28 protein-coding genes, 1 tRNA gene and 1 pseudogene are annotated in these 22,064 nt (G+C 37.1%); 29 read left to right on the plus strand and 1 reads right to left on the minus strand.

Annotated features, from left to right (window positions below; translation table 11 throughout):
• Positions 1-96 precede the first annotated feature (96 nt).
• From GHT08_RS01375 to GHT08_RS01510, 28 genes and pseudogenes are all read left to right on the plus strand, one after another.
• Positions 97-537: a helix-turn-helix domain-containing protein gene (locus GHT08_RS01375; protein WP_163580074.1), complete on the plus strand. Its 441-nt coding sequence runs from the start codon at positions 97-99 to the stop codon at positions 535-537.
• Positions 524-1,789, plus strand: a complete 1,266-nt coding sequence (locus GHT08_RS01380; protein WP_163579112.1) for a PBSX family phage terminase large subunit — start codon at positions 524-526, stop codon at positions 1,787-1,789. The genes GHT08_RS01375 and GHT08_RS01380 overlap by 14 nt, the downstream gene beginning before the upstream one ends.
• Positions 1,790-1,800: 11 nt before the next feature.
• A complete protein-coding gene (locus GHT08_RS01385) occupies positions 1,801-3,264 on the plus strand; it encodes a phage portal protein (protein WP_163579114.1) in 1,464 nt (487 codons plus the stop codon).
• Positions 3,257-4,174, plus strand: coding sequence for a minor capsid protein (locus GHT08_RS01390; protein WP_163579116.1), 918 nt, complete (start codon positions 3,257-3,259; stop codon positions 4,172-4,174). Before GHT08_RS01385 ends, GHT08_RS01390 begins: the two co-directional genes overlap by 8 nt.
• A 1-nt stretch (position 4,175) precedes the next feature.
• Positions 4,176-4,355: a hypothetical protein gene (locus tag GHT08_RS01395; RefSeq protein WP_163579118.1), complete on the plus strand. Its 180-nt coding sequence runs from the start codon at positions 4,176-4,178 to the stop codon at positions 4,353-4,355.
• A 63-nt stretch (positions 4,356-4,418) separates the two neighbouring features.
• Positions 4,419-4,571: a hypothetical protein gene (locus GHT08_RS01400; RefSeq protein WP_163579120.1), complete on the plus strand. Its 153-nt coding sequence runs from the start codon at positions 4,419-4,421 to the stop codon at positions 4,569-4,571.
• A 10-nt stretch (positions 4,572-4,581) separates the two neighbouring features.
• Positions 4,582-4,776: a hypothetical protein gene (locus GHT08_RS01405; RefSeq protein WP_163579122.1), complete on the plus strand. Its 195-nt coding sequence runs from the start codon at positions 4,582-4,584 to the stop codon at positions 4,774-4,776.
• Positions 4,777-5,045: 269 nt separating this feature from the next.
• A complete protein-coding gene (locus GHT08_RS01410) occupies positions 5,046-5,642 on the plus strand; it encodes a capsid assembly scaffolding protein Gp46 family protein (RefSeq protein WP_163579124.1) in 597 nt (198 codons plus the stop codon).
• Between the two features lie 15 nt (positions 5,643-5,657).
• Complete coding sequence (locus GHT08_RS01415; protein ID WP_163579127.1) at positions 5,658-6,545, plus strand: phage capsid protein; 888 nt, start codon at positions 5,658-5,660, stop codon at positions 6,543-6,545.
• A 13-nt stretch (positions 6,546-6,558) separates the two neighbouring features.
• Positions 6,559-6,816 (plus strand): annotated as a pseudogene (locus tag GHT08_RS01420) (fibronectin type III domain-containing protein); the annotation flags it as partial.
• 66 nt (positions 6,817-6,882) lie between these two features.
• Positions 6,883-8,061: a hypothetical protein gene (locus tag GHT08_RS01425; RefSeq protein WP_163579129.1), complete on the plus strand. Its 1,179-nt coding sequence runs from the start codon at positions 6,883-6,885 to the stop codon at positions 8,059-8,061.
• Positions 8,062-8,073: 12 nt separating this feature from the next.
• On the plus strand, positions 8,074-8,400 hold the full coding sequence (locus GHT08_RS01430; protein ID WP_163579131.1) for a phage head-tail connector protein: 327 nt from the start codon (positions 8,074-8,076) through the stop codon (positions 8,398-8,400).
• Positions 8,400-8,702, plus strand: a complete 303-nt coding sequence (locus GHT08_RS01435; RefSeq protein ID WP_163579133.1) for a hypothetical protein — start codon at positions 8,400-8,402, stop codon at positions 8,700-8,702. The genes GHT08_RS01430 and GHT08_RS01435 overlap by 1 nt, the downstream gene beginning before the upstream one ends.
• Positions 8,699-9,049, plus strand: coding sequence for an HK97-gp10 family putative phage morphogenesis protein (locus GHT08_RS01440; protein ID WP_163579135.1), 351 nt, complete (start codon positions 8,699-8,701; stop codon positions 9,047-9,049). Before GHT08_RS01435 ends, GHT08_RS01440 begins: the two co-directional genes overlap by 4 nt.
• A gap of 4 nt (positions 9,050-9,053) precedes the next feature.
• A complete protein-coding gene (locus GHT08_RS01445) occupies positions 9,054-9,440 on the plus strand; it encodes a hypothetical protein (RefSeq protein ID WP_163579137.1) in 387 nt (128 codons plus the stop codon).
• Positions 9,441-9,445: 5 nt separating this feature from the next.
• Positions 9,446-9,955, plus strand: coding sequence for a phage major tail protein, TP901-1 family (locus GHT08_RS01450; protein WP_163579138.1), 510 nt, complete (start codon positions 9,446-9,448; stop codon positions 9,953-9,955).
• Positions 9,956-10,004: 49 nt separating this feature from the next.
• Positions 10,005-10,361, plus strand: a complete 357-nt coding sequence (locus GHT08_RS01455) for a tail assembly chaperone (protein ID WP_163579140.1) — start codon at positions 10,005-10,007, stop codon at positions 10,359-10,361.
• Positions 10,362-10,471: 110 nt separating this feature from the next.
• A complete protein-coding gene (locus GHT08_RS01460; protein ID WP_193568272.1) occupies positions 10,472-10,732 on the plus strand; it encodes a hypothetical protein in 261 nt (86 codons plus the stop codon).
• Between the two features lie 119 nt (positions 10,733-10,851).
• On the plus strand, positions 10,852-11,457 hold the full coding sequence (locus GHT08_RS01465; RefSeq protein ID WP_163579142.1) for an NUMOD4 domain-containing protein: 606 nt from the start codon (positions 10,852-10,854) through the stop codon (positions 11,455-11,457).
• A gap of 252 nt (positions 11,458-11,709) precedes the next feature.
• Complete coding sequence (locus tag GHT08_RS01470) at positions 11,710-13,740, plus strand: tape measure protein (RefSeq protein ID WP_163579144.1); 2,031 nt, start codon at positions 11,710-11,712, stop codon at positions 13,738-13,740.
• A gap of 10 nt (positions 13,741-13,750) precedes the next feature.
• A complete protein-coding gene (locus GHT08_RS01475) occupies positions 13,751-15,247 on the plus strand; it encodes a distal tail protein Dit (protein ID WP_163579146.1) in 1,497 nt (498 codons plus the stop codon).
• Positions 15,248-15,258: 11 nt separating this feature from the next.
• Complete coding sequence (locus GHT08_RS01480; RefSeq protein WP_163579148.1) at positions 15,259-15,915, plus strand: hypothetical protein; 657 nt, start codon at positions 15,259-15,261, stop codon at positions 15,913-15,915.
• Between the two features lie 12 nt (positions 15,916-15,927).
• The gene (locus tag GHT08_RS01485) at positions 15,928-16,074 is read left to right on the plus strand and encodes a hypothetical protein (RefSeq protein WP_163579150.1); all 147 of its coding nucleotides are present in this window, start codon (positions 15,928-15,930) and stop codon (positions 16,072-16,074) included.
• 68 nt (positions 16,075-16,142) lie between these two features.
• Positions 16,143-18,629: a phage tail spike protein gene (locus GHT08_RS01490; RefSeq protein ID WP_163579152.1), complete on the plus strand. Its 2,487-nt coding sequence runs from the start codon at positions 16,143-16,145 to the stop codon at positions 18,627-18,629.
• A gap of 261 nt (positions 18,630-18,890) precedes the next feature.
• Positions 18,891-19,034 (plus strand): hypothetical protein, encoded by a 144-nt coding sequence (locus tag GHT08_RS01495; protein ID WP_163579154.1) that lies wholly within the window; start codon positions 18,891-18,893, stop codon positions 19,032-19,034.
• A gap of 174 nt (positions 19,035-19,208) precedes the next feature.
• Positions 19,209-19,466: a hemolysin XhlA family protein gene (locus tag GHT08_RS01500; protein ID WP_163579156.1), complete on the plus strand. Its 258-nt coding sequence runs from the start codon at positions 19,209-19,211 to the stop codon at positions 19,464-19,466.
• A gap of 12 nt (positions 19,467-19,478) precedes the next feature.
• Positions 19,479-19,757, plus strand: coding sequence for a hypothetical protein (locus GHT08_RS01505; protein ID WP_163579158.1), 279 nt, complete (start codon positions 19,479-19,481; stop codon positions 19,755-19,757).
• A 12-nt stretch (positions 19,758-19,769) separates the two neighbouring features.
• The gene (locus GHT08_RS01510) at positions 19,770-20,648 is read left to right on the plus strand and encodes a peptidoglycan recognition protein family protein (RefSeq protein ID WP_163579160.1); all 879 of its coding nucleotides are present in this window, start codon (positions 19,770-19,772) and stop codon (positions 20,646-20,648) included.
• Positions 20,649-21,099: 451 nt separating this feature from the next.
• On the opposite strand, the gene GHT08_RS01515 is transcribed toward GHT08_RS01510, so the two are convergent.
• Positions 21,100-21,172 (minus strand) — tRNA-Arg (locus tag GHT08_RS01515).
• 257 nt (positions 21,173-21,429) lie between these two features.
• On the opposite strand from GHT08_RS01515, the gene clpP reads away from it, so the two are divergent.
• A complete protein-coding gene (gene clpP, locus GHT08_RS01520) occupies positions 21,430-22,026 on the plus strand; it encodes an ATP-dependent Clp endopeptidase proteolytic subunit ClpP (RefSeq protein ID WP_163579161.1) in 597 nt (198 codons plus the stop codon).
• The last annotated feature ends 38 nt before the right edge of the window (positions 22,027-22,064 follow it).

The raw sequence follows: 22,064 nt of genomic DNA on the forward strand, positions 1-22,064 counted from the left end.
GGTAGATCGGGACCTAAGAAGAACGAGAAATAGTCACTCTTAATGAGTGGCTTACATAACGGAAATGAATATTAAGGATGGTGAGGTGAATATGTGATGACTAAAAAAGGTGGAAGGCCAAGTAAATGGGATGAAATTATGGATGATTCAAAATTGACATTAGTTGAAGGTTGGAAAAGAGATGGATTATCAGATAAACAAGTTGCTGAGAATTTAGGTGTCTCTTATACAGTCTTGAAAGAATGGAAGAAGAAGTATCCGTCTTTTGCGACCGCCATTAAAAAAGGCAAAGAGGTATCTGATTACGAATTAGAAAATGCATTGCATAAACGAGCGAGAGGATACTACTACACAGAACAGACTATAACTAATGCAGGTGAAGTAGTAGAGATTACGAAATATGAACATCCTAATCCAACATCATTAATCTTTGCACTTAAGAACAGAATTCCTAAGAAGTATCGTGATAAACAAGAAATTGAACAAACAAATAAAAACATTGATATCACTCTAGGTGATTACGATGGCGAAGATTAATATAAACATACCTAAGCCACACAAGGTATTTAACAAAAAGATATACGATGTAATATTTGATTATAGACATTTCACAGAAGCACATTATGGTGGCGCATCTAGTGGTAAAAGTCATGGTGTAGTGCAAAAGATTGTATTAAAAGCATTAAAAACGTGGTCAAAGCCGAGAAAGGTATTATTCACTCGTAAAGTTGCAGCCACAATTAAGGATTCTATATTTGAAGATGTGAAATCGTGCTTAAGTGATTTTAAACTATTAGATCACTGCAAAATAAATATGACAGATTACCGTATAGAACTGCCTAATGGGGCGGTTTTTTTATTTAAAGGGATGGATAACCCGGAGAAAATAAAATCGATCAAAGGTATATCCGATGTGGTTATGGAAGAAGCAACTGAATTTAACTTAGAGGACTACACACAACTTACTATCCGTTTGAGGGAAAGAACACATAAGGATAAGCAATTATTTTTAATGTTTAACCCTGTTAGTAAATTGAATTGGGTATATAAATACTTCTTTGAAAATGGAACCCCAAACGATACGGTCATTATTCATTCGACGTATACAGATAATCGATTCTTGGATGAAACGGTTAAAAGAACACTAGAAGCATTAGCAGAAAGAAACCCTGCTTATTATCGCATATATGCATTGGGTGACTTTGCAACGCTAGACAAGTTAGTATTTCCGAAGTTTACGAAAAAGGTAATCGACCGAGAAGGGATAAGACATTTACCTTCATATTTTGGTTTGGACTTTGGTTATGTGAATGATCCAAGTGCTTTTATTCATTTGAAAGTAGATATAGACAACAAGAAATTATATATCCTTGATGAATACGTCAAAAAAGGCATGTTAAATAACGAGATTGCTGAGGTCATTAAAAACCTGGGTTATTCCAAAGAAAGAATCATTGCTGATAGTGCTGAACAAAAGAGTATTTCAGAGATTAGACAACGTGGCATAAACAGAATTGCACCTGCAAGAAAAGGTAAAGACAGTATCATGCAAGGCATTCAGTTTATACAGCAATTTAATATATGCGTTGATGAAAGATGCTTCAAAACGATTGAAGAATTAGAAAACTATACCTGGAAGAAAGACAAGCGAACTAACGAATACATGAATGAACCAGTAGACACTTACAACCACTGCATAGATGCTATTCGTTATGCTTGTGAACCAATTAGACCAGTTAAGAAAGACCACAAACAAACATACAAAGCCATCCAATCACTAGGCTTGTAAGGAGGGGTGACATGCTAACAACAGACTATATACCAGGCGTGAAACGATTTTCAGATGAAGCTAATATCCATTATCGTTTTGAAAGTGCAGAGAAACTACTTCAAGATAAAGATGTGTTGACCACAATGATCAGGCATCACCAGTCACAGCAACAACCAAGATTACAGACACTATTAAACTATTACAAAGGCGATAATGAAGCAATATTAGAAGAAAAGCGCAGACGAGAGGAACACTTAGCAGACAATAGAGCAACGCATAACTTTGCTAAGTATGTAAGTCAGTTTATACAAAGCTATTTGTTAGGTGTACCGTTAAAAACAGCGCACACAGACGAGACGATAAATGACGAAATACGAGATATAAACATTAATAACGAAGCAGACGAGCACAACAGCGATTTAGCGCTAGATCAATCTATATTCGGTCGCGCTTATGAGTTGTTATATCGCAGTCAAGATGATCAAGCGAAATTTGTGTTGTTAAATCCACTACACACATTCGTCATTTACGATGAAACGGTGGAAAGAAAACCGATTGCAGCTGTACGTTATATTTCCAAGCAATTCACAGATAATACAACTGTATTTGTCTACACGGATAGAGAAGAACATAGATTTACGATGGACAATGGTTATGACTTAAAAGCTACAGATAAAAAATCACACTATTTTAAAGGCGTGCCTGTAAACGAGTATGAAAACAACAAGTTTCGCCAAGGTGATTTTGAAGATGTGTTAAGCCTTATTGATTTATACGATAGCGCACAATCAGACACAGCTAACTACATGCAAGATTTAAACGATGCTATGCTGGTCATCAAGGGTGAATTGGATTTAGAAGATCAATACGAAGAAGATCCAATAGAAGTAGCGCAAAGAATGAAAGAAGCCAATATATTGTACATGAAACCACCACAATTAGGAGATGGCAGAGAAGGAAACGTTGACGCTGGTTACATTTACAAGCAATATGACGTATCTGGAACAGAAGCATACAAAGATAGGGTTTTCAGCAATATTCTATTGTTCACTTCTATCCCTAATCTATTGGATGACGAGAGCAACAGAACTCCGCAAAGTGGCGAAGCATTAAAAATGAAATTGTTCGCACTACAGCAAAAGAAAACCATTAAAGAACGCTTATTCAAAAAGTCATTGCGTAATCGCTACCGTTTAATCAATAACATTTTATCTATCGCTAGTGAAGGTGGCTTTAATGTTGATGATATTACTATCACATTTAGCGAGAACTTACCGCCAATGCTAGAAAACGAATTGAAATGGTTTACTGATGCAGGTGGTAAATTATCACAAGAAACGCTACTATCTCAATTATCTTTTGTGGAGAATGCAGATGATGAAATGCAGAAGATTAAAAAAGAGGATGAGCAGCAACCAACTAGGCAACGATCAGTAGATATGTATAGAGAATTTGCGCAAGTTAATCAAGAAGAAGTGAAAGAAAATGAGTAGTTACTGGCGAGATCGCGAGTTAAAGCACATTGAACAAACGTTAAAAAATGATCAAGACATCATTAAGCAAATTGAAGCGAAATATAGAGAAGCATACGACAACATAGAAGAGCAAATAGAAGGCTTCTACGGTCGTTATGCAGAAATGAATAACATAAGTATGCAGGAAGCTAGAAAACGTGTGAGAAAGCTAGATATAGAACGATATGAGCGCAAAGCAAAGCGATATGTTGAAACGAGAGACTTCACTAAACGAGCAAATGAAGAAATGCGTTTATACAATGTCACAATGCAAATCAATCGCTTAGAACTACTCAAACAGAACATTTATTTAGAACTGTTGGCCTTAACCAGTGCAGAGGAAAGAATCATGTATCAAGCATTGACTGAATCTGTAAGAGCAGAGTTTGAACGACAAGCAGGAATACTCGGTCAGTCATTAAGTCATCCTACAGCAACAGTTGAAGCCATTGTTAATGCATCTTTTTTTAATGCTACATGGTCTGATAGGTTATGGGATAATCAAGACGCTTTACGCACTGAATTAGATAGGCTATTAAGCAGAGGTATCATACAAGGGCAGAATCCTAGACAGCTAGCGAGAGAATTAAGGCAAACAATGGATGCTAGTGTTGATAACTCTGAAAGGCTATTAAGGACAGAAATGACAAGAATCCAGACAGATGTTCAAAAAGATAGTTTTGAGCAATCAGACTATAAAACATATGGGTGGGTAACTGAACCAACTGCATGCAAAAAGTGCAAAGCTATGGATGGCAAAGTATTTTATGTTAGTAAGATGAAACCAGGTGTTAATGCGCCTCCAATTCACCCTAATGATAAATGTTCTATTTTTGCTATACAGGATAGAAGAGAATTTGAAAGAGATTTAGAGGAAAGGGGGTTATGAGGTGGTCGATATATTAATTACATTACTAATAATAACGTTGTGTCTTTCTGTTTGGTGGTCAATCGAAGGAATCATTACTAACAGAAAAGTACGGAAATCTATTAATAATCACAATGAACTGATCGCTGAAAAAGTCATACAAGAAGTAGGTAAACGAAAACGGATGGAGAAAGGAGTGTGATCCTATCTATCTCCTAGCTACTAGGTGAGTAGCCTTTGTATATTGTGAAGGGACGTGTCTAAATTGGATAAAGAAAAGGCTTATGATTTATATCTAACAGTAATGGATTCTTTGTATTACTACCAAACACAACATGGCAATATTACTCAAGAAGAAATAGATGAAGATCATAGAGAGGTAAACAAAAGGATGAAAGAGTATTTAGATATTCAATAGGGGTGATGTTTTGTACAGATATCTGGTGTTTGTTGTATATGAGTTCTATCCTGCTGGTGGCATGGATGATTGTGTCTATAAAACAAACAATTTTGATGAAGCGAAAAGGAAATTAGCAGAATTGAAAGAAGAAGGATTATACGGAGACGAAAGATATATTTATGACATTTCGAAGGATGAAAAGATAGAACAATCCCTATATTGAAATTCACCTAGTAGACAAGCGTTGGGTGCTTTTATTATGTCCTAATAGGATGACTAGGACGTTAAATATAAACGGCATCTTGACCTTAGCAAGTCATAAAAAGGCTTATTTATTATGCAAATAAACATCGTGTGTGGGTGTTTGATATCGATCGAGTAGTTTTTGTAAGGGTAAGCACTATATGGGGCATATACGCACTGTATGGGGCTTGTTTTTTATGCAATGAAAGATTGATAGAGAATGACTACATGGGATTAGGAGGAAATGAAATGGAAGAATCAAAATTATTGAAGTTAAATATACAGTTTTTTGCTGATGAACCAAATCCGGATGACGGAGGAAGTCCAGAACCGGACGCAAATCCAGATGATAAGCCGGATGACACAACAGAAGAACCAAAACATTCACAATCAGAAGTTGATAGACAGATCAGTAAAGCTGTAGATAGCGCACTAAAGAAACAACGCGCTAAATGGGAAGAAGAAAAGCAACAAGAGATTGAGAAAGCAAAGAATGAAGCAGAAGAATACGCAAAAATGTCACAGAAGGAGAAAGAAGAAGCAGAATACCAAAAACGCTTAGAAGAAATTGAAAAGCGTGAAAAAGCGATCCAAGACAAAGAACTTCTTTCTGCTATTGAATCTGATTTAAAGGACAATGATCTTCCTTCATCTTTTGCCGAAGCATTACTTTCCATTCAAGACAACGAGAAGATCAAACAAGCTATCACTGGTATTAAAAAAGACTTTGATGATGCTGTCAATGCACAGGTTAAAGAAAAATTAAGACAAGAAACGCCAGATGAGAGCACACAAGATTTAACACAAGATGTGTTCCAACAAAAAGTAGACAAATACAAAAAATAAAGGGGAAATGAAAAAATGGCAACAAATAATCAAAAATTAGCAGCACGTAGTTATCAGCAACAATTCAAAGAGTTATTCCAAGCAGTATACCAATCACAAGCTTACTTCCGTGATTTCTTTGGTGGCAATATTGAAGCACTAGATGGTGTGCAACACAACGAAACAGCGTTCTATGTTAAAACTTCTGATATTCCGGTAGTTGTTGGTACGGAATATGACAAAGATCCTAACACTGCATTTGGAACAGGTACATCTAACTCAACTCGTTTTGGCGAGCGTACAGAGATTATCTACACTGATACACCAGTACCATACACTTGGGAATGGGTTTACCACGAAGGTATTGACCGTCACACAGTAAATAATAACTTTGATGCAGCAGTTGCAGATCGTTTGGAATTACAATCACAAGCCAAAGTAAAGAAATTTAATGCACAGCACAGTGAATTTATTTCAAGTGTAGCAGGAAATTCAGAAGAATTAGCAGATTATACAGAGGATAATGTAACGGCATTGTTTGATGCACTTTACGCTTACTACCTTGATAACGAGGTTGTAGGAACCAAAGTAGCACGTGTTAACGCTGAATTGTACAACGCTATTGTTAATGGCGGACTTTCCACCACTGCAAAAGGATCAAGTGTAAATATTGATCGCAACGAAGTACAAATGTTCAAAGACTTTGTTATCGATCCATTACCAGCAAGCTTATTCCAAACTGGCGACATTGCTTACATCTATGTTCCTAACGTAGCAAAAGCATTCACTGGTATTAATACTGCTCGTACTATCGAATCAGAAGATTTTGACGGTGTAGCACTTCAAGGTGCAGGGAAAGCCGGAGAATTTATCCTTGATGACAACAAAGCTGCAGTAACTAAAGTAACTATCGCTACTCCCTAATGCTCCCTCTGGACTAGCTGCATCTAATGTAACCGACACTAGTCTAACATTAACGTGGGATGCGGTTACGGAACCAGAGGGAATCGAAGTAGACCATTATGAAATTTATCGTGATGGTGAATCCGTTGGAACTAGAGTAGGAACTTCATTCGCTGATAGTGGGTTGACAGCAGAAACGGCATATAGTTATCAAGTTAAAGCTGTTTCGACAAATGGAAATGAATCATCATTAAGTGACGCATTAGAAGTAACGACTCTCGCTACTCCCTAACGAACCCCAAGGAATTGGGGAAGCCGTAATAGGTGAATCCAATATCATTGGATAGGAGGTGCTTAAATGGCTAACGAAACAGAATTGAAACAGAAGTTTGTCACAGGCGCTATCCCTACAGAACAAGATTACCATGATTTCATTGATTATGCCGGTACTAATCCAGTGCCGGCTCATACTGTTAAAGCAAATGAAGCAGATTTGACGCCTGGTTATCTCGATAGCAAAGTAGACAATGTAACAGTAGAGATTACTGATAACAAATTAGTTATTAAAAATTTGCAAGGCCTAACTATTGGCATAGTTGATTTGAACAACTGGCTTAGTGGCACAGAGGGTAATTTGCAAGATCAAATAAACAATATGCAAGTAACCATGCAATCTGTTGCAGGTGGTATGGAATATCGAGGTAAGTTTGAGACAAAAGCTGATTTAGATGCGGTATCTATTATGAGTAACGGTGATCTTGCAGTTGTTTTGGCAGATGAAAGTCGTAATGGTAGTAGAAGTTTATACGTCTATTCTGAAAATATCGGGGCGTGGGACTTTGTTGGTAACTTTGAATTTTCCGATGAATTTATCGCATTGTCTGATACACCAAGTAGTTACACAGGGCATGATGGCAAGGTTGCAAAAGTCGATGAAACGAATGGGAAGATAGTGTTTGATAATGTCGACTATGCAGAATTGCAAAATAAACCGTCAAGTAGCGTAGCAAATATCGAACAAGCAGTAGAACAGCGTCATACACACCCGAATAAGTCTGACTTAGACAGGCTGGGCGTGGATGAAAACAATAATATCACAATTGACGGAGTTTCCTTTACACCTATAAAAGATGTTTTATACTTGGGGCTTACCACTAACCGAACAATTACCGCAGGAGATCGCCTAGTCTTTGACAAGAAGTATACAGGTAATATGGTCTACACGAGTACCACTTTCACGTTGGGAGCAAATAAAACCTATCACATTGTTGCGTCTCCACTATTTACAAATTTAAGTGGAGGATTTGGCCTTGAGTTGTATGACGTAACAAATTCAAAGAGGGCATCAGAGTATCCCGATTTTAAATATTTTTACTCCCCTAGAGGAGATGCGAATGCAAAAGGTAACGGTGTGTTTGATGTCATTATAAGACCTACAGAAACAAAACAATTCAGCATTAGAGTGACTAGCATATCCGGTGATACATCTATGACGCAGTACAACGGCAATTCAACATTATCTATTTTTGAGATATAAAGAGGTGATAAGATGTTAGAAAAAATCAAAACATTACTTGCTATTGACGATAATCTACAAGATGATGTCCTCAATATCATTATAGAAAATGTAAATAGCCACCTCAGAGCATTGTTAGGTAAAGATGTGCCAACAGAGTTAGGTTTTATTGTGGAAGAAATCACGATAAGGAGATATAACCGTATTGGCACAGAAGGTTATAAAACTGAAGCAGTAGAAGGTCATAGTATTTCTTTTTACGATTTATCCGAAGAATTTACACCTTATGAATCGATCATAGACAAACACAAAGATGATGACGGTGTAGGCACCAACCAAGGAAGGGTGTTGTTTATCTAATGCGCTTTTCAGATAGAATCACTTTCGTAAACGAAGGAGAGCGATACTATGATCCAGAAGAAGGGCAATATGTGGATGGTGAACCACAACGAACTACGGTTCCGTGTAAGTTATCCACCTTAGGTACAGAGCGTACCTTGCAAATCTTTGGTGTGATTAATCGTAAAATGGAAGTAGCTAGATTACAAAGGCCATATACTGATGATTTTGATTATGTAGAAATAAATGAACAGAAATACAACGTACAGCGCCAATCCGATTATCGGAAAGGCGTTTTATTTTTGGAGAGTGCGACAACATGAAAAATGGTGTTGAGTTAAAAGGTCTTGATGCGCTTGTAGGTAAATTAAAGCGTAACGCTAATCTTACTGATGTAAAAAACGTCGTGAGGATTAACACGAGTGAATTACAACGCAAGATGCAACGCGCAGCAGTGTTTACTAAAGGATATTCTACCGGTACTACAAAGCGATCCATTAATCAAAAATTAACGGATAAAGGCTTTACAGGAAAAGTAGGACCGGGCACAGAATACAGTCCTTACTTGATTTATGGTACCAGATTTATGGCTAGTCAGGATTTTTTTAGACCACCATTTTACGTGCAAAGAGCACAATTCATAAAAGACATGAAAAGATTAATGAGGTGATCTATTGAAGTCACCAGAGCAAAGTATCTTTGATGATGTATATGCTATAAGCCTAAATAAAGGCTATGCAACGTTTGATTATAAGCCGCAGGAACAAATACCCTATCCTTTCGTGTTCGTCGGTCAGACGACAAATACAGGGCAACTGGCAAAGGCTTATATGTACGGAAATGTACTTCAATCATTAGAGGTGTGGCATGACTATAAAAAAAGACGAGAATTAACGGATCTTATGAACGATTTGAAAAGTGCATTGATCCAACCAAGATATGCAGGAGATTACAAGCTAGCATTGCGCAGCTTTGACACACAAATAAGAATAGATGATTCCACCAATGAGCCTTTATTACAAGGGATTATTGATGTGGAATATCGCTATAACAGGAGGTAGATAGAATGGAAATGTTAGATGGTAAACATAAGGTGCTATTATTTAGAAAACTATCCGAACAAGAAACAGAGGATGCCGTTAAATTAGTATTCCAAACAGAGCACACTTTTTCCTATTCTCGTGAACTAGAACGAATTGTCACAAAAGATGGTACCGTGGTTCGTGTTGGAGATTTAGAATCAGAAGTATCAATCGAGGCTATTCAAGGTGCAGGAGATCCGGCAGGAGAAATGTTACGCGATGCAGTAATCAATGGTGAAAAACTCGAATTATGGGAAGTAACCGTTGATGAAGAACTCGCAAACGAAGAAGGGAAGTATCCGGCGGTTTATGCACAAGGTTATCTTGATTCTTGGGAAAACCCTGCAAGTGCCGAAGAAGATGCTACCATTTCATCTAACTTCACAGTAGAACTAGAACCACAATTCGGATTTGCGACATTAACAGAGGAGCAACAACAAGCAATCCAATACGCATTTACAGATACACTAGCAACAGGAACTACAGGAGTTTAAGAGAGGGCTTAATAGCCTTCTCTTTTTTATTTGAAGGAGGAAAATAACTATGAATCTAACGATTGGCGGTAAAGAATACGAACTATCATTTGGCATGAAGTTTATCAATGCACTAGACAACATTTATACACAAAGTTTGCATGGCATGGCATTCGGGATGGGTGTAGAGTCTCTTATTACTTACTTAAACATGGAAAACCCTGCAAGTCTATACAACGGAATTAAAGCAGGCACAGCGCATTTGAAAAGCAAGCCTAGCAATGAGGATATTGAAGCATACATCACAGAATTAGCTGAAAAGGACGAACTAGGGCAGTTGTTTGATGATTTTTTCAATGCGTTAGAGAAAGCGCCGTTAGTGCGGAAGAAGATCCAGACAGTAAAAGAGAATATGAAGGATCAGTAAAACGGGAATCCTCTAACGCGACGTACAGGGAAATAGTTACAAATTGTTTTCGATATTTAGGGTACACAAGCCTTTATGACATAGATACGACGACATTGTTTGAGTATCAAATGAAAATGAAAGCTTATAACCTCAAACGAGTTGATATAGAGCGAGATATGCACTTGCAAGCTTGGCTAAATCATCAGGTGACAGCAACGAAAGAACAAGGAAAAAAACATGTACCAGTATACAAGAATTTCACTGATTTCTTTGATTACGAAAAACGAGTAAAAGAGATTGAGAACCCTACGAAAAAATTAAACCCTCAACAAAGAAAAATGGCTTATTTGGCTAAAAAGGCTAATGGGAAGGGGGTAAAATATGGCTGAATCATACTGATTTGTTCGTTCTTTATAAAGAAATGTGATATAATATATATAAGAAATGCCCGTGCGATGCTACCAACATCCACGAGCATGACAACCAACTAATAAGGAGTTGATTGCAGATGAATTATACCACAATTAAAGAGGTTTGGAAACCTATCAAAGGTTATGAAAATCGGTATGAAGTTAGCGATGAAGGAAGAGTTAAATCTTTAAAAAGAAAAGTATTGGTGAATAGAAAGAGTGGTAGTTATTACAACACGGTTCCAGGAAAATTATTGGAACCTACGAAAGTATCGGGACCTAACGGTGGTTACTTAGCGGTTAAATTAATGAGGAACAATAAAGGAAAAACAGTTAAAGTTCATAGATTGGTAGCTGATGCATTTATAGATAACCCAAACGATTATCCGGAAGTAAATCATATAGATGAGGATAAAACAAATAATCATGTTAGCAATTTAGAATGGTGCACAAGAAAAACGAATGTAAACCATGGAACTAGAAAACATAGGATTTATTCGCACCCTAATTACAAGAAAAGAATGAAAGAAATGGGAGAAACAAGGAGAAAAAAAGTTAAATCAATAAATTTAAAAACCGGAAAGACGAAAGTGTATGAAAGCATGTTATCAGCAGAAAAGGATGGTTTTGCTAATCAGTGCATATCAAAGTGTTGCTTAGGTAAAAGAAAAACACATAAAGGGCATACATGGGAATTTGTTTAAAGAACTCATATTTTGAGTTCTTTTTTTATGCGCAAAAAGGGGGTGTCAAATATCGAACAATACAGTGTTGAAGCCGTCTTGAAAGCGTCCGGTGCTGATAAATTCGCTAGACAATTTAAAAATGCATCTAGAAGCATGAGTGGTCTCGGCAAAAGCACTAGTGGTTACTCGAACACAGTGCAAGAGGCTATTAAAAAATCAGGAGGATTTATAGATGCTCAAGGAAGATTGAGAAATGCTCAAGGGCGCTTTATGAGTCAAACAGATAAAGCTAAGTATGGATTGCAAGAGTTTGGGAATACAGCCGATAATTCAACGAAAAGAATGAATAACTTTGGAACTTCAATAAAAAATATGATTGTGGTCGCTGCTGGTATAGCTGCTACTATTGGATTATTCAGAGGATTAAGAAATGCAGTAGATGGGGCGGTATCAAGGTTTGATACATTGACCAATTTTCCAAGAGTAATGGAAATGATGGGTCATTCTGCTGATGAATCAGAATCAGCTATTAACAAGTTATCTGATGGCATCGACGGCTTACCGACTACACTAGACAGTGTTGCAAGCACAACACAACGTATAGCGACCATGACAGGAGATTTAGGCGGTGCTGTAGATACAACGCTAGCACTTAACAACGCATTCTTAGCGAGTGGTTCGAGTTCAGCAGATGCCAGTCGAGGTCTTGAACAATACGTGCAGATGCTTGCTAAAGGAGAAACAGACCTCCAATCATGGCGAACATTACAAGAAACGATGCCAGTAGCACTTACGAAAACAGCAGAAGCGTTCGGATTTGCTGGTTCATCGGCGCAAAACGATTTATACGATGCCTTAAAAGAAGGCGAAATAACATTTGATGATTTTAACGGTAAATTAATAGACTTAAGCAATGCAACAGGCGGTTTTGCTGACATGGCTAAGGAAAGCAGTACAGGTATTGCCACCTCTTGGCAAAACGTGCAAACTGCAGTTGTTAAAGGTGTCGCTGACATGATCGGTACTATCGATGATTCTTTATCTAGTTTCGGCGGTATATCGGGTGTCTTTGATACTTTGAAGGAAACTGTTAATTCGACATTTAGTTCTATTAATGAAAATCTACCAATTATGATCGATAATGTTAAAGCTGTTTACGATAATTTAAAGCCTTGGATCCCGTTAATGTTAAGTGTTGCTACTGGTATTCTAACCGTGGTAACAGCCATAAAAGCATTTTATGCAACAAAAGCCATGATAACAGCCATAAAAAAAGGTGTTATTGCGTTAAACGCAGCAGTTATGGCTAATCCGTGGACAATTGTAGCAATGGCAGCAGTTGCAGCCGTTTTACTAATCATCCAATACTGGGAACCTATCAGCGAATTTTTTGTGAATTTGTGGGAAAAAGTCAAATTAGCATTCCAGTTAGCCTATGCTTATTTAGATAAGATCACAGATGGAAAGTTTAGCGAAATTATCAATATAATCAAAGGCTACATGGAAATGGTTTGGAACAATATTAAAGCTGTTTGGGAATATATAAAAAACAGTTTTAAAAATGCTACTGATTTTTTGAAGGCGCTCGTTAAGGGTGACTTTAAAGGTATGAAAAACGCCATGAAAAATCAGATGGAAAATGGAAAACAGCTACTTTCCAATATATGGGGAAATATCAAAACGTTTTTTAATAATTATCTATCTGATATATGGAGCAGTGTTAAGCAAAAATTTTCTGATATTGTTTCATCGATTGGCGAAAAGATGAATGAAGCGCTAAACAAGGTTAAGGAAATAGGAGGTAATATCTTAGAATTTTTTGGAGGTATAAACCTATTTGATTCGGGTAAAGCGATAATCCAAAGTGCCATCGACGGTATTATGTCTATGAAAGACAAGATACTTGGTAAAGTAGAAAGTATAGTTGGCGCTGTCCGCGATTACTGGCCGTTCTCACCTGCTAAAACAGGTCCGTTAAGTGACATTCATAGAATGGATTTTGCTGGTCCTGTAGGAGATTCAATAGACAGAGCAAAACGACCGATTGAGCGAGCAATGAATAGTATGATTCCTAGTTTAGATGTGCCAAAACCTAACATTGCTGGAATGGTCGATAACGTAAACAGAAGCGCCAAGAGACGTATCAACAATAATATAAATAGTGAGATCGACAGCAATTTTACAGTAAGGCAACCTGCATATATAAATATCACGTTAGGTAATCAAGAATTCAATCGTTTTGTTGAGGATATAACAGATACACAAAATTTAAATAGAAGCATCGATGAATCTTTTAGATAGGAGGTGTCATATGTACAATTTTGTCGACACAGTCCCTAGTAGTGTTAATAATGATCATCTATCGTTGCAAACGATTTTTAATGGTTATAATTTGGATGAAGGTTTAACTGACGACACAGGTAGTTTTGTCACATTAACAGTTACAGGCAGAAGTAATCTTGACCAAAGAATCGATACTTTTGAAGTTTTAGGAATGGATGGTGTTTACGAAAGTAATAATTCGACTACATCTTTTCGTGAAATTACAATTAAATATAAAATTGAGGACAAGACAAACGAAGGACTTAGAGAGAGATACAATCGATTAAATTCATTACTTTCTGGCGAAAAAAAACCAATTGTATTTACAGATGAAGATGTGTTCTTTTATGCAACATTGCAAACACATGATGTTCCGGAAGAAGAAACTAATAAATTGGTTGCTACTATCACATTCTTATGTTCTGATCCATACAAATACGGACAAGAAAAAACAGACGCCTTCACAAATGATGTTTTATCTGTCACAACCGAAGGAACAGCACCATCATTGCCTATATTTGAAATGGAAGCAACAAAACAAGCTACTTTTGCTATGATACAAAATCAGAATCAAGAATATATGATGGTTGGTCGTCCTATAGATGTAGATGATTTCGTAATTGCGGAACGTGAATTAATCCTTCATGATTCGATGGCTTCTACAGTAGGATGGACAGATGGAACACAACTAGATAACGGTACAGTATCGGGTTCTATGAGTTCTAGTGGATCAGCGTTTGTGGTGAGTAGTTGGGGAGCAGCAGAAGGCGAAGCGAAATGGTATGGCCCTGCATTAAAGAAAAGCTTGTCAGAACAATTACAGGATTTCCAAATTGACATTAGAGTGCAAAACATGGATGAAGCAAATCAAGTTGGACGAGTAGAAATGTATTTATTAGATGTCAACGACAATATAATTGGTCGTATCACGTTGAAAGATGCATGGACTGACTATTCTCGTAACCGTGGTGAAGCTAGAGCAGGGAATGCTTCTAATGGTCATTATCTATTAGATGAATCCTATGCAGGTTCTTGGCATGATTTTAGAGGGATGCTGCGCCTTAAAAGACAAGGTAATGAATGGACATCCTATATTGCCAAAATAGATGAAGAAGGAACACATAGATCAAGAGAAACAAGACGTTTTACAGACACGCAAAACTCGTACATGGATCAAGTAGCACAAATTCAGATATCTATTGCTAAGTTTGGAAACTATGAAGCAACCAATGCAAATATTTATGATTTAAAAGTATGGAAATTAAACGATCCAGATGCTAACCAAATCCCATACATCGTTGATCCTGGTGACGTCGTAACATTCGATCATAAAAACAAAGTCATATTAATAAACGGAGAGCCGCGAAAAGATTTAAAAGATTTCGGGGCTTCTTATTTTGCTTTAAATCCTGGTTACAATCAATTAGTTACTATGCCTAGTGATAGTTTTAATACAAGCGTTAAATACCAAGAACGCTATAAATAAGGGGTGAGAACATGGTACAAGGAAGATTACAAAGAGAATCGAATCCAACTCCCGGAACAGGTTATCCGGGTTTTCTACCACAACATGAGACAAACACAGCAGGAGAATTCCAAACCACAGGACACCGTAACCCTTTGCCAGTTGCTAATTACGTGCAAAATTCTAGTGGTGTATGGATACCTAAACAAGTTAATGATGATGGTAGTGCTAATGTGCAAGTAACGGGAAGTTTGATAGATAAACCATTAACAAGACGAGTTTCTACATCCGGGACTGCAACCAATATCATAATTGACCAAAAAATAGGAGTAAAAGGCGTTTTTATATCTTTAATCGTCCACGGCGTTACTGGCACATTTAGTAGTGGTCAAGGTATTTCTTTAAGGGTGCTAACTAATGCAGGTACTGAATACATCGGTCAAAATGGAAGGTTGAGATTAACCGATGATAGTTTTACAAAGATAAATTCTGCCGGTCAACAAATTGCGGTATTTTATCCCGATTTATCTATTGATCCAACTGATTTTTACGCAAATGGAGGTTATATTGATCATAAAGTATATCCGTTTTTTCTAGGTGGGGTTTTAAGGGTGTCTACAGGTATAACGGGTACTTTTGGCAGCGGAGAAGGTATTGATTATGAAGTTGTTATTCAATATTTGTATTAAGGGGTGGATAGCTTGATTAATTATGAATATATAGAGACGGATGCACAAGAAATTATCCCTGATGGTCAAGGTTGGGAATTTTGGGGAATGAGAGAAACTCCGACAGAGGAAAAAGCTGTATGGCGCAGAGATGCAGATGTTTACGGAGAATCAGATTAACGGATATCGTCAGTATATTTTAAGCGCTCTTTTTAAGGGTGCTTTTTTAATGGAATCGAGGTGAAATCATGCAACAAAACCTAACGCAAGTAGGCGGTCAATTTATCGGTAATGTAGGTGTGGAAGAACAGCCACAACAAGGCGGTGCGAGTGATCAATTTAAAGGAACGATCATCCATATAGCAGACCACCAACTAGACACGATACTTGATGATATAACAGAAGATGGATTTTGGGATGATAAGCACACAAAAGCCATGAAAAACAACAAGGAAACATTTGATTTCATCACATTTGGTGATAAGCCATACTCCGAATATTTAGCGAAACGTAATAGAATTATCATCCCAGATGAAGATGGTCGTCTCGTCGAGTTTTTCATTACCAATACAGATAAATTTCATAAAAGAGGTGTGTTAACTTGTGAGGTTCGCACTTCTGCTACTTACGTTACATTAAAAACGGCGAAATCTATTGCACCACACACTACTAATGCTATATCAGCAGAAGCACACGCACAATTAGCATTGGATAATACGGAATGGGAACCAGGTACAGTTGCTTTTAATGGTGTACGAACATTCACGTTTGAAGATTACACCAATCCATATGCCTACTTAAACCGCATAGCAAGTGAGTTTGATTTAGAACTACACTTTAGAGTGGAATCAAACGGAAACCGCATAGTAAGGCGCTATGTCGATTTAATAGAACGTGTTGGAGGTTGGCAAGGTCGAGAAGTTGAATTTGGCAAGGATTTAGAAAAGATTGAGCGAAAAGAAGATAATAGCAACATTGTAACTGCTTTGGTTGGTGTTGGTCCCGAAAGAGAAGATGGCACGCGATTAGAAGTATTAGTCGAAGATCAAGACGCGTTAGAACGATGGGGCAGAAATGGTAGACATATTATAGAAGTATACGAGCCACAAAGCACTGATCAAAACATGACAGAAACACGATTAAGAACATTAACAGAAAATGAACTAGAAAAACGTGTTAATAGTGTTGTGGAATATCGCGCCGATGTGGTTGACTTAGAAAACGTTCCTGGATTAGAACATGAGAAATTTCGTTTTGGTGATACGATCAAAATTAAAGATCTGAAGTTTAATCCACCGTTATATCTCGAAGCAAGAGTGCACACAGTTGAACGATCAATCAAGCGTAATGGTAAGAAAACCATCGAATTAGGAGATTATATCGAGTATACAGAAGAAGAAATATTTAACGTTATAAAATCACTAAGAAAAGAACTTTTTAATAAAGAGAATGAAATCATAGTATCTAGTACAGAACCCGAAGATACTACTTCAAAATGGCTTGATACGTCTGTTACTCCGAACATTTTAAAGCATCATAATGGTGTGGAGTGGATAAAAGCGACACCAACTAATGCTGATGAAATAGGAGAATCCACTAATCGAAAATGGGCAGGCGAAAGTGGCGCTGATATTACGGGCGATCACACCGCTTTGGATACGCAAAAAGTCGCTGGTCGGCCTGCAAGTGACATAGAAGACAAACAAGGGTCACAAGAAAAGGCTAATACTGCTGAAACCAACGCTAATGATTACACTGATACCAATGCGTTGGTTAAAGAAAAACAATATACCAATGGTCTTTATTGGGATGATATAGATGGATTGTTTGTATTAAAGTCAAACGGATTGACAAGAACTGTGTTAAATGCAACGAGAGGCATCGCTATTCAGAAACGATCTTCAATAACTGATACTTGGGAAGATGTTTTTTATGTAGATGATAACGGTAATATTCAATATGCAGGTAATTTGGATGGTGCTACAGGCGTATTCAGAGGTTCAGTTGAAATAGCCAATACTGTTATTGATACATCTGGTATCCTCACTAACGAAGGTGACTTCCGTGTTAAGGATGAAGTAACCCAATTAGAAACAAGTATGATGTCCCTTCCTAATATGGTTAATGACCATAGCTTTGAATTGGTTCCTCTAGGGACAGGAACATGGGCTAATGCAACGCGTAGAGTGGATTACTCGAGAATGCAGAATTACTACAATTGGATGATTGTCGGTGAACAAGATTATGCACGTATTCAATCCACATTAAGCACTGGTGGATACAAAAGAGCAAAATACGGATTTCAAGCTGCTATATTAGAACAGCGTTATTATTGGGTTCAATATCTTCGACTAGACGCGGATAGGACTGTTAATGGTCCTTATACGATAAGTGCTTATTTTTCAGCGTATGAAGATACTAACTCAGTTACAACGTGCAGACTATTAGTACATGCCTATGATTCTGACTTTAATCTGACACAGACTAGCAGTGTTGGAGGATTTACTATAGATGTTAATCCAAACGAAACTTATACATGGAAACGAGCAGCAGCCACTTTTACAAATTTGCCTGCGGGTACAGTGTTTTTAAGGATTAGGATAGATCAAATTACCGGAAACAGCACAAGAGCATTATGTGATGGTGTTCAAATGGTGCCGATTGAATATCCGACAATGTATCAACCAGAAGAAAGTTTATGGAATTACCTAAATGGAGTTGTTGGTTACAGTTAATAACAAATCCAGATAGTCTTATTATTTATGCAACAAACAAAAAAATTCTTTTTAAAGAACGTTTTGTACTTTATAATGTAGTGTATACCATAAAAGGACGGTGATTTGAATTGTTGAGATTAAAACATTGGTTAGACTGTCGATTAAAGGGTATACACCGTTATAGTATTTACACACACAAATGTATCATATGTGGAATGTCTAGCAAGGAAGGACGTCAGTAGTGGCGTTCTTTTTTATTGCAGTAAAAGGATGGTGTTCATGGAAAGAGACGAAAGGATTAACCGGCTTGCATTATGGGTAAATGAAGGCAATTTCATCAAGGTTGCTATTAAAAAAATATTTATATCAATAGTTATTGTTATCGCTATTGTTAGTGCGAAACTAGAAAAGTTATTCAAATAATATATACCAGATCGGGCGGTAGGTATCAGCTACCACCCTGGCACGATATGGCATAGGGTCATACCGTGTTAGAAACTATTATATGATAAATCGTTTACAAATGTCGAGCGTTTTTAAAAATATTGAAACTATTTAACTAAGCATAGGGGGTACGAGCATATGGAGGGGAATGAAATGGATATTTGGAAGGAGAGTGTCAGGAAAGAAATAGATGACATCAAGAGAGATCAAAATATCATGAAAGATGATATCAAAGATTTGAAACATAAGGATTCTGATCAAGACAAAGAAATATCCTATCTTAAACAGATGCTATACGAAATAAAAGAAGATACAAAATGGTTGAGAAGAACGATAACTAAAGCAATTATAACCGCAGTGGCAACGGCTGTCATTGGTGGTGTGATTGCTTTATTTTTTAGTCAATTATAAGGAGGTGAGAGCATGAAATTACAAAGCGAAGTAAAACAAGAAGTAAAGAACGAAGCTGTAAAAGGTTTGATCATGCAGTTTATTGGTATACTCACAGCTTTACTACCATTTCTAGGTGTATTAGGTATCAACTTAGATTGGTTTAACGAAGATTTTATTAGTGGCTTAGAGGTATTGCTATTTGCTATTGCTGCATTTGCTATTAACGCTTATACCATTTATAAGAACCATTACAGTGGTAAGATAGCACAGCGACAAAATGCAGAATTGAAATCTAAAGGTTTAAAATAAGGAGGATAAATAATGGTTAAAATACAAGATTTACGCGGTAAAACCATGGGAGGTAACTCTAAACGCTCTAAAATCAAAAACATAGCACGTCACCACAGCGCAACAGATGTAGGTGACGTGTTTTCTTTTCAACGTCACTGGAAAAGTAAAGGTTGGGTAACAGGCGGTTATCATGAGATTATCTTACGTGATGGCACTGTACAACTCAACTATGATCCAAATGTAGTCACAAACGGTATCTATGGACACAATAACACCACGTATCATATCTGCGTGGTTGGTAATGGTAATTTTACACCAGCACAAGAAAAAGCATTTGATGAACGTGCTAAATACAACATGAAACGATTCAATCTATCTGTAAATGATGTGAATGGTCATAATGAATTTAGTGGAACAAATACCGCGTGCCCTGGTATTGATATGAAGAAAGTAAGGGCAAGACTAAAAGGATATAAAGTCGAAACACCAAAATCAAAAGTTAAATCAGAAACAACAACAAAAGGTACTATTGCATATATCCAAAAGACGTTAAATGACCGTTATGGATTGAAAATAGCAGTAGATAATATCTTTGGTCCTAATACCAAAAAAGCACTTGTAAAAGGATATCAAAGAGAATTAAACAAACAATTCAAACGAGGTCTTGCAGTAGATGGAATATGGGGTCCTAAAACAAAAAGCGCATCTGTTAATATCGAAAGAGGTGCAGAAGGTAATTTAACGTGGATCTTACAATCTATTCTCACATGCAAGCGATATGACACGTTAGGTGTAGATGGTATCTTTGGCAAGAATACAGAAAGTGCAGTAAGAGCATTTCAACGTGATAACGGTCTTGGTGTAGATGGAATAGCAGGACCGAACACATTTGAACAATTATTTTCTTAAGTAAGTCGTAAATACAATATAATTTATGTAGTTAAAGGGGCAGCGTGGAAAACTGCCCCTAAAAAGAAAAAACCACCCCATCACATCTACTGATATCCAAAGTGGAACTAAGGACTTCAATGTAATCAAGTGGTTTCCTCTAGCCGAAGACGGCCGTTTTATGTACTCTCCCGTCTTTGTTGCAAAATCGAATCCTCGAGACATTCTCATTTGCACACGTGATAACGCTGACGGGGAACGTTCCTTTCACGTACCTATATTATACCACACAAAAGAAAAAAACGCCACATAAAATGGCGGTGTCTAACCTTATACTTGTGTTTTTATTATAGCATAAAATAGTATTTTTAAAAGCTATGTTAGAAAAATGTTAGAATTCTTTGTTTTCCAAGTGAAAATACCAAGAAGAAAAAACGCTCAAAATCATTGGTATGACTAGTTTTATAGAGAACGCGCCCGGAGGGATTCGAACCCCCGACACATGGTACCGGAAACCATTGCTCTATCCCCTGAGCTACGGGCGCATAAAGTGAGACTACTATCAGTACAAGATTCACCCCATGATAAAAGGCGACAAGAATAATTATAGCGAATCACTCGTATAATTTCAATAGATATATCAAACTTTGATTATTTGATTCTGGAGGTTTAAATCGTTACAGTTAAGGGTAGGATGAAGTTAGAAAATCAAATCGTTTGACCTTTTTTGACCATTCCGTTAAGATAAAAATAGTTAGATTTCATGAATGAAAAAAGCAAGTGTTAAAAGGAGGAATTTTTCATGAACTTAATCCCTACAGTTATTGAACAAACAAACCGAGGCGAACGTGCATATGACATTTATTCACGCCTTTTAAAAGACCGAATTATTATGTTAGGTAGTGGCATTGATGATAATGTGGCAAACAGTGTTGTAGCTCAAATGCTATTTTTAACAGCTGAAGATCCAGATAAAGATATTTCCTTATACATCAACTCACCTGGTGGTTCGATTACAGCTGGTATGGCTATTTATGATACGATGCAGTTCATCCAACCGCATGTATCAACAATCTGTATTGGTATGGCAGCATCAATGGGTGCATTCCTTTTAGCTGCTGGTGAGCCTGGTAAACGATATGCATTACCAAATAGTGAAGTAATGATTCACCAACCACTAGGCGGTACACAAGGTCAAGCGTCTGACATTCAGATCCATGCAAACCGTATTATCGAAATGCGTAAAAAGCTAAACCAAATTCTAGCAGACCGTACTGGTCAACCTATTGAAGTAGTTGAAAAAGACACAGATCGTGACAACTTTATGTCAGCTGAAAAAGCTAAAGACTATGGTTTAATCGATAAAGTAATGGAAAAGAAGCCATCTGACTTAAACTAAAGAACCAAAAGCGACGGTAGTAACTCACCGTCGCTTTT

Source organism: Gracilibacillus saliphilus (assembly GCF_010994085.1).
Lineage (GTDB): Bacteria > Bacillota > Bacilli > Bacillales > Amphibacillaceae > Gracilibacillus > Gracilibacillus lacisalsi.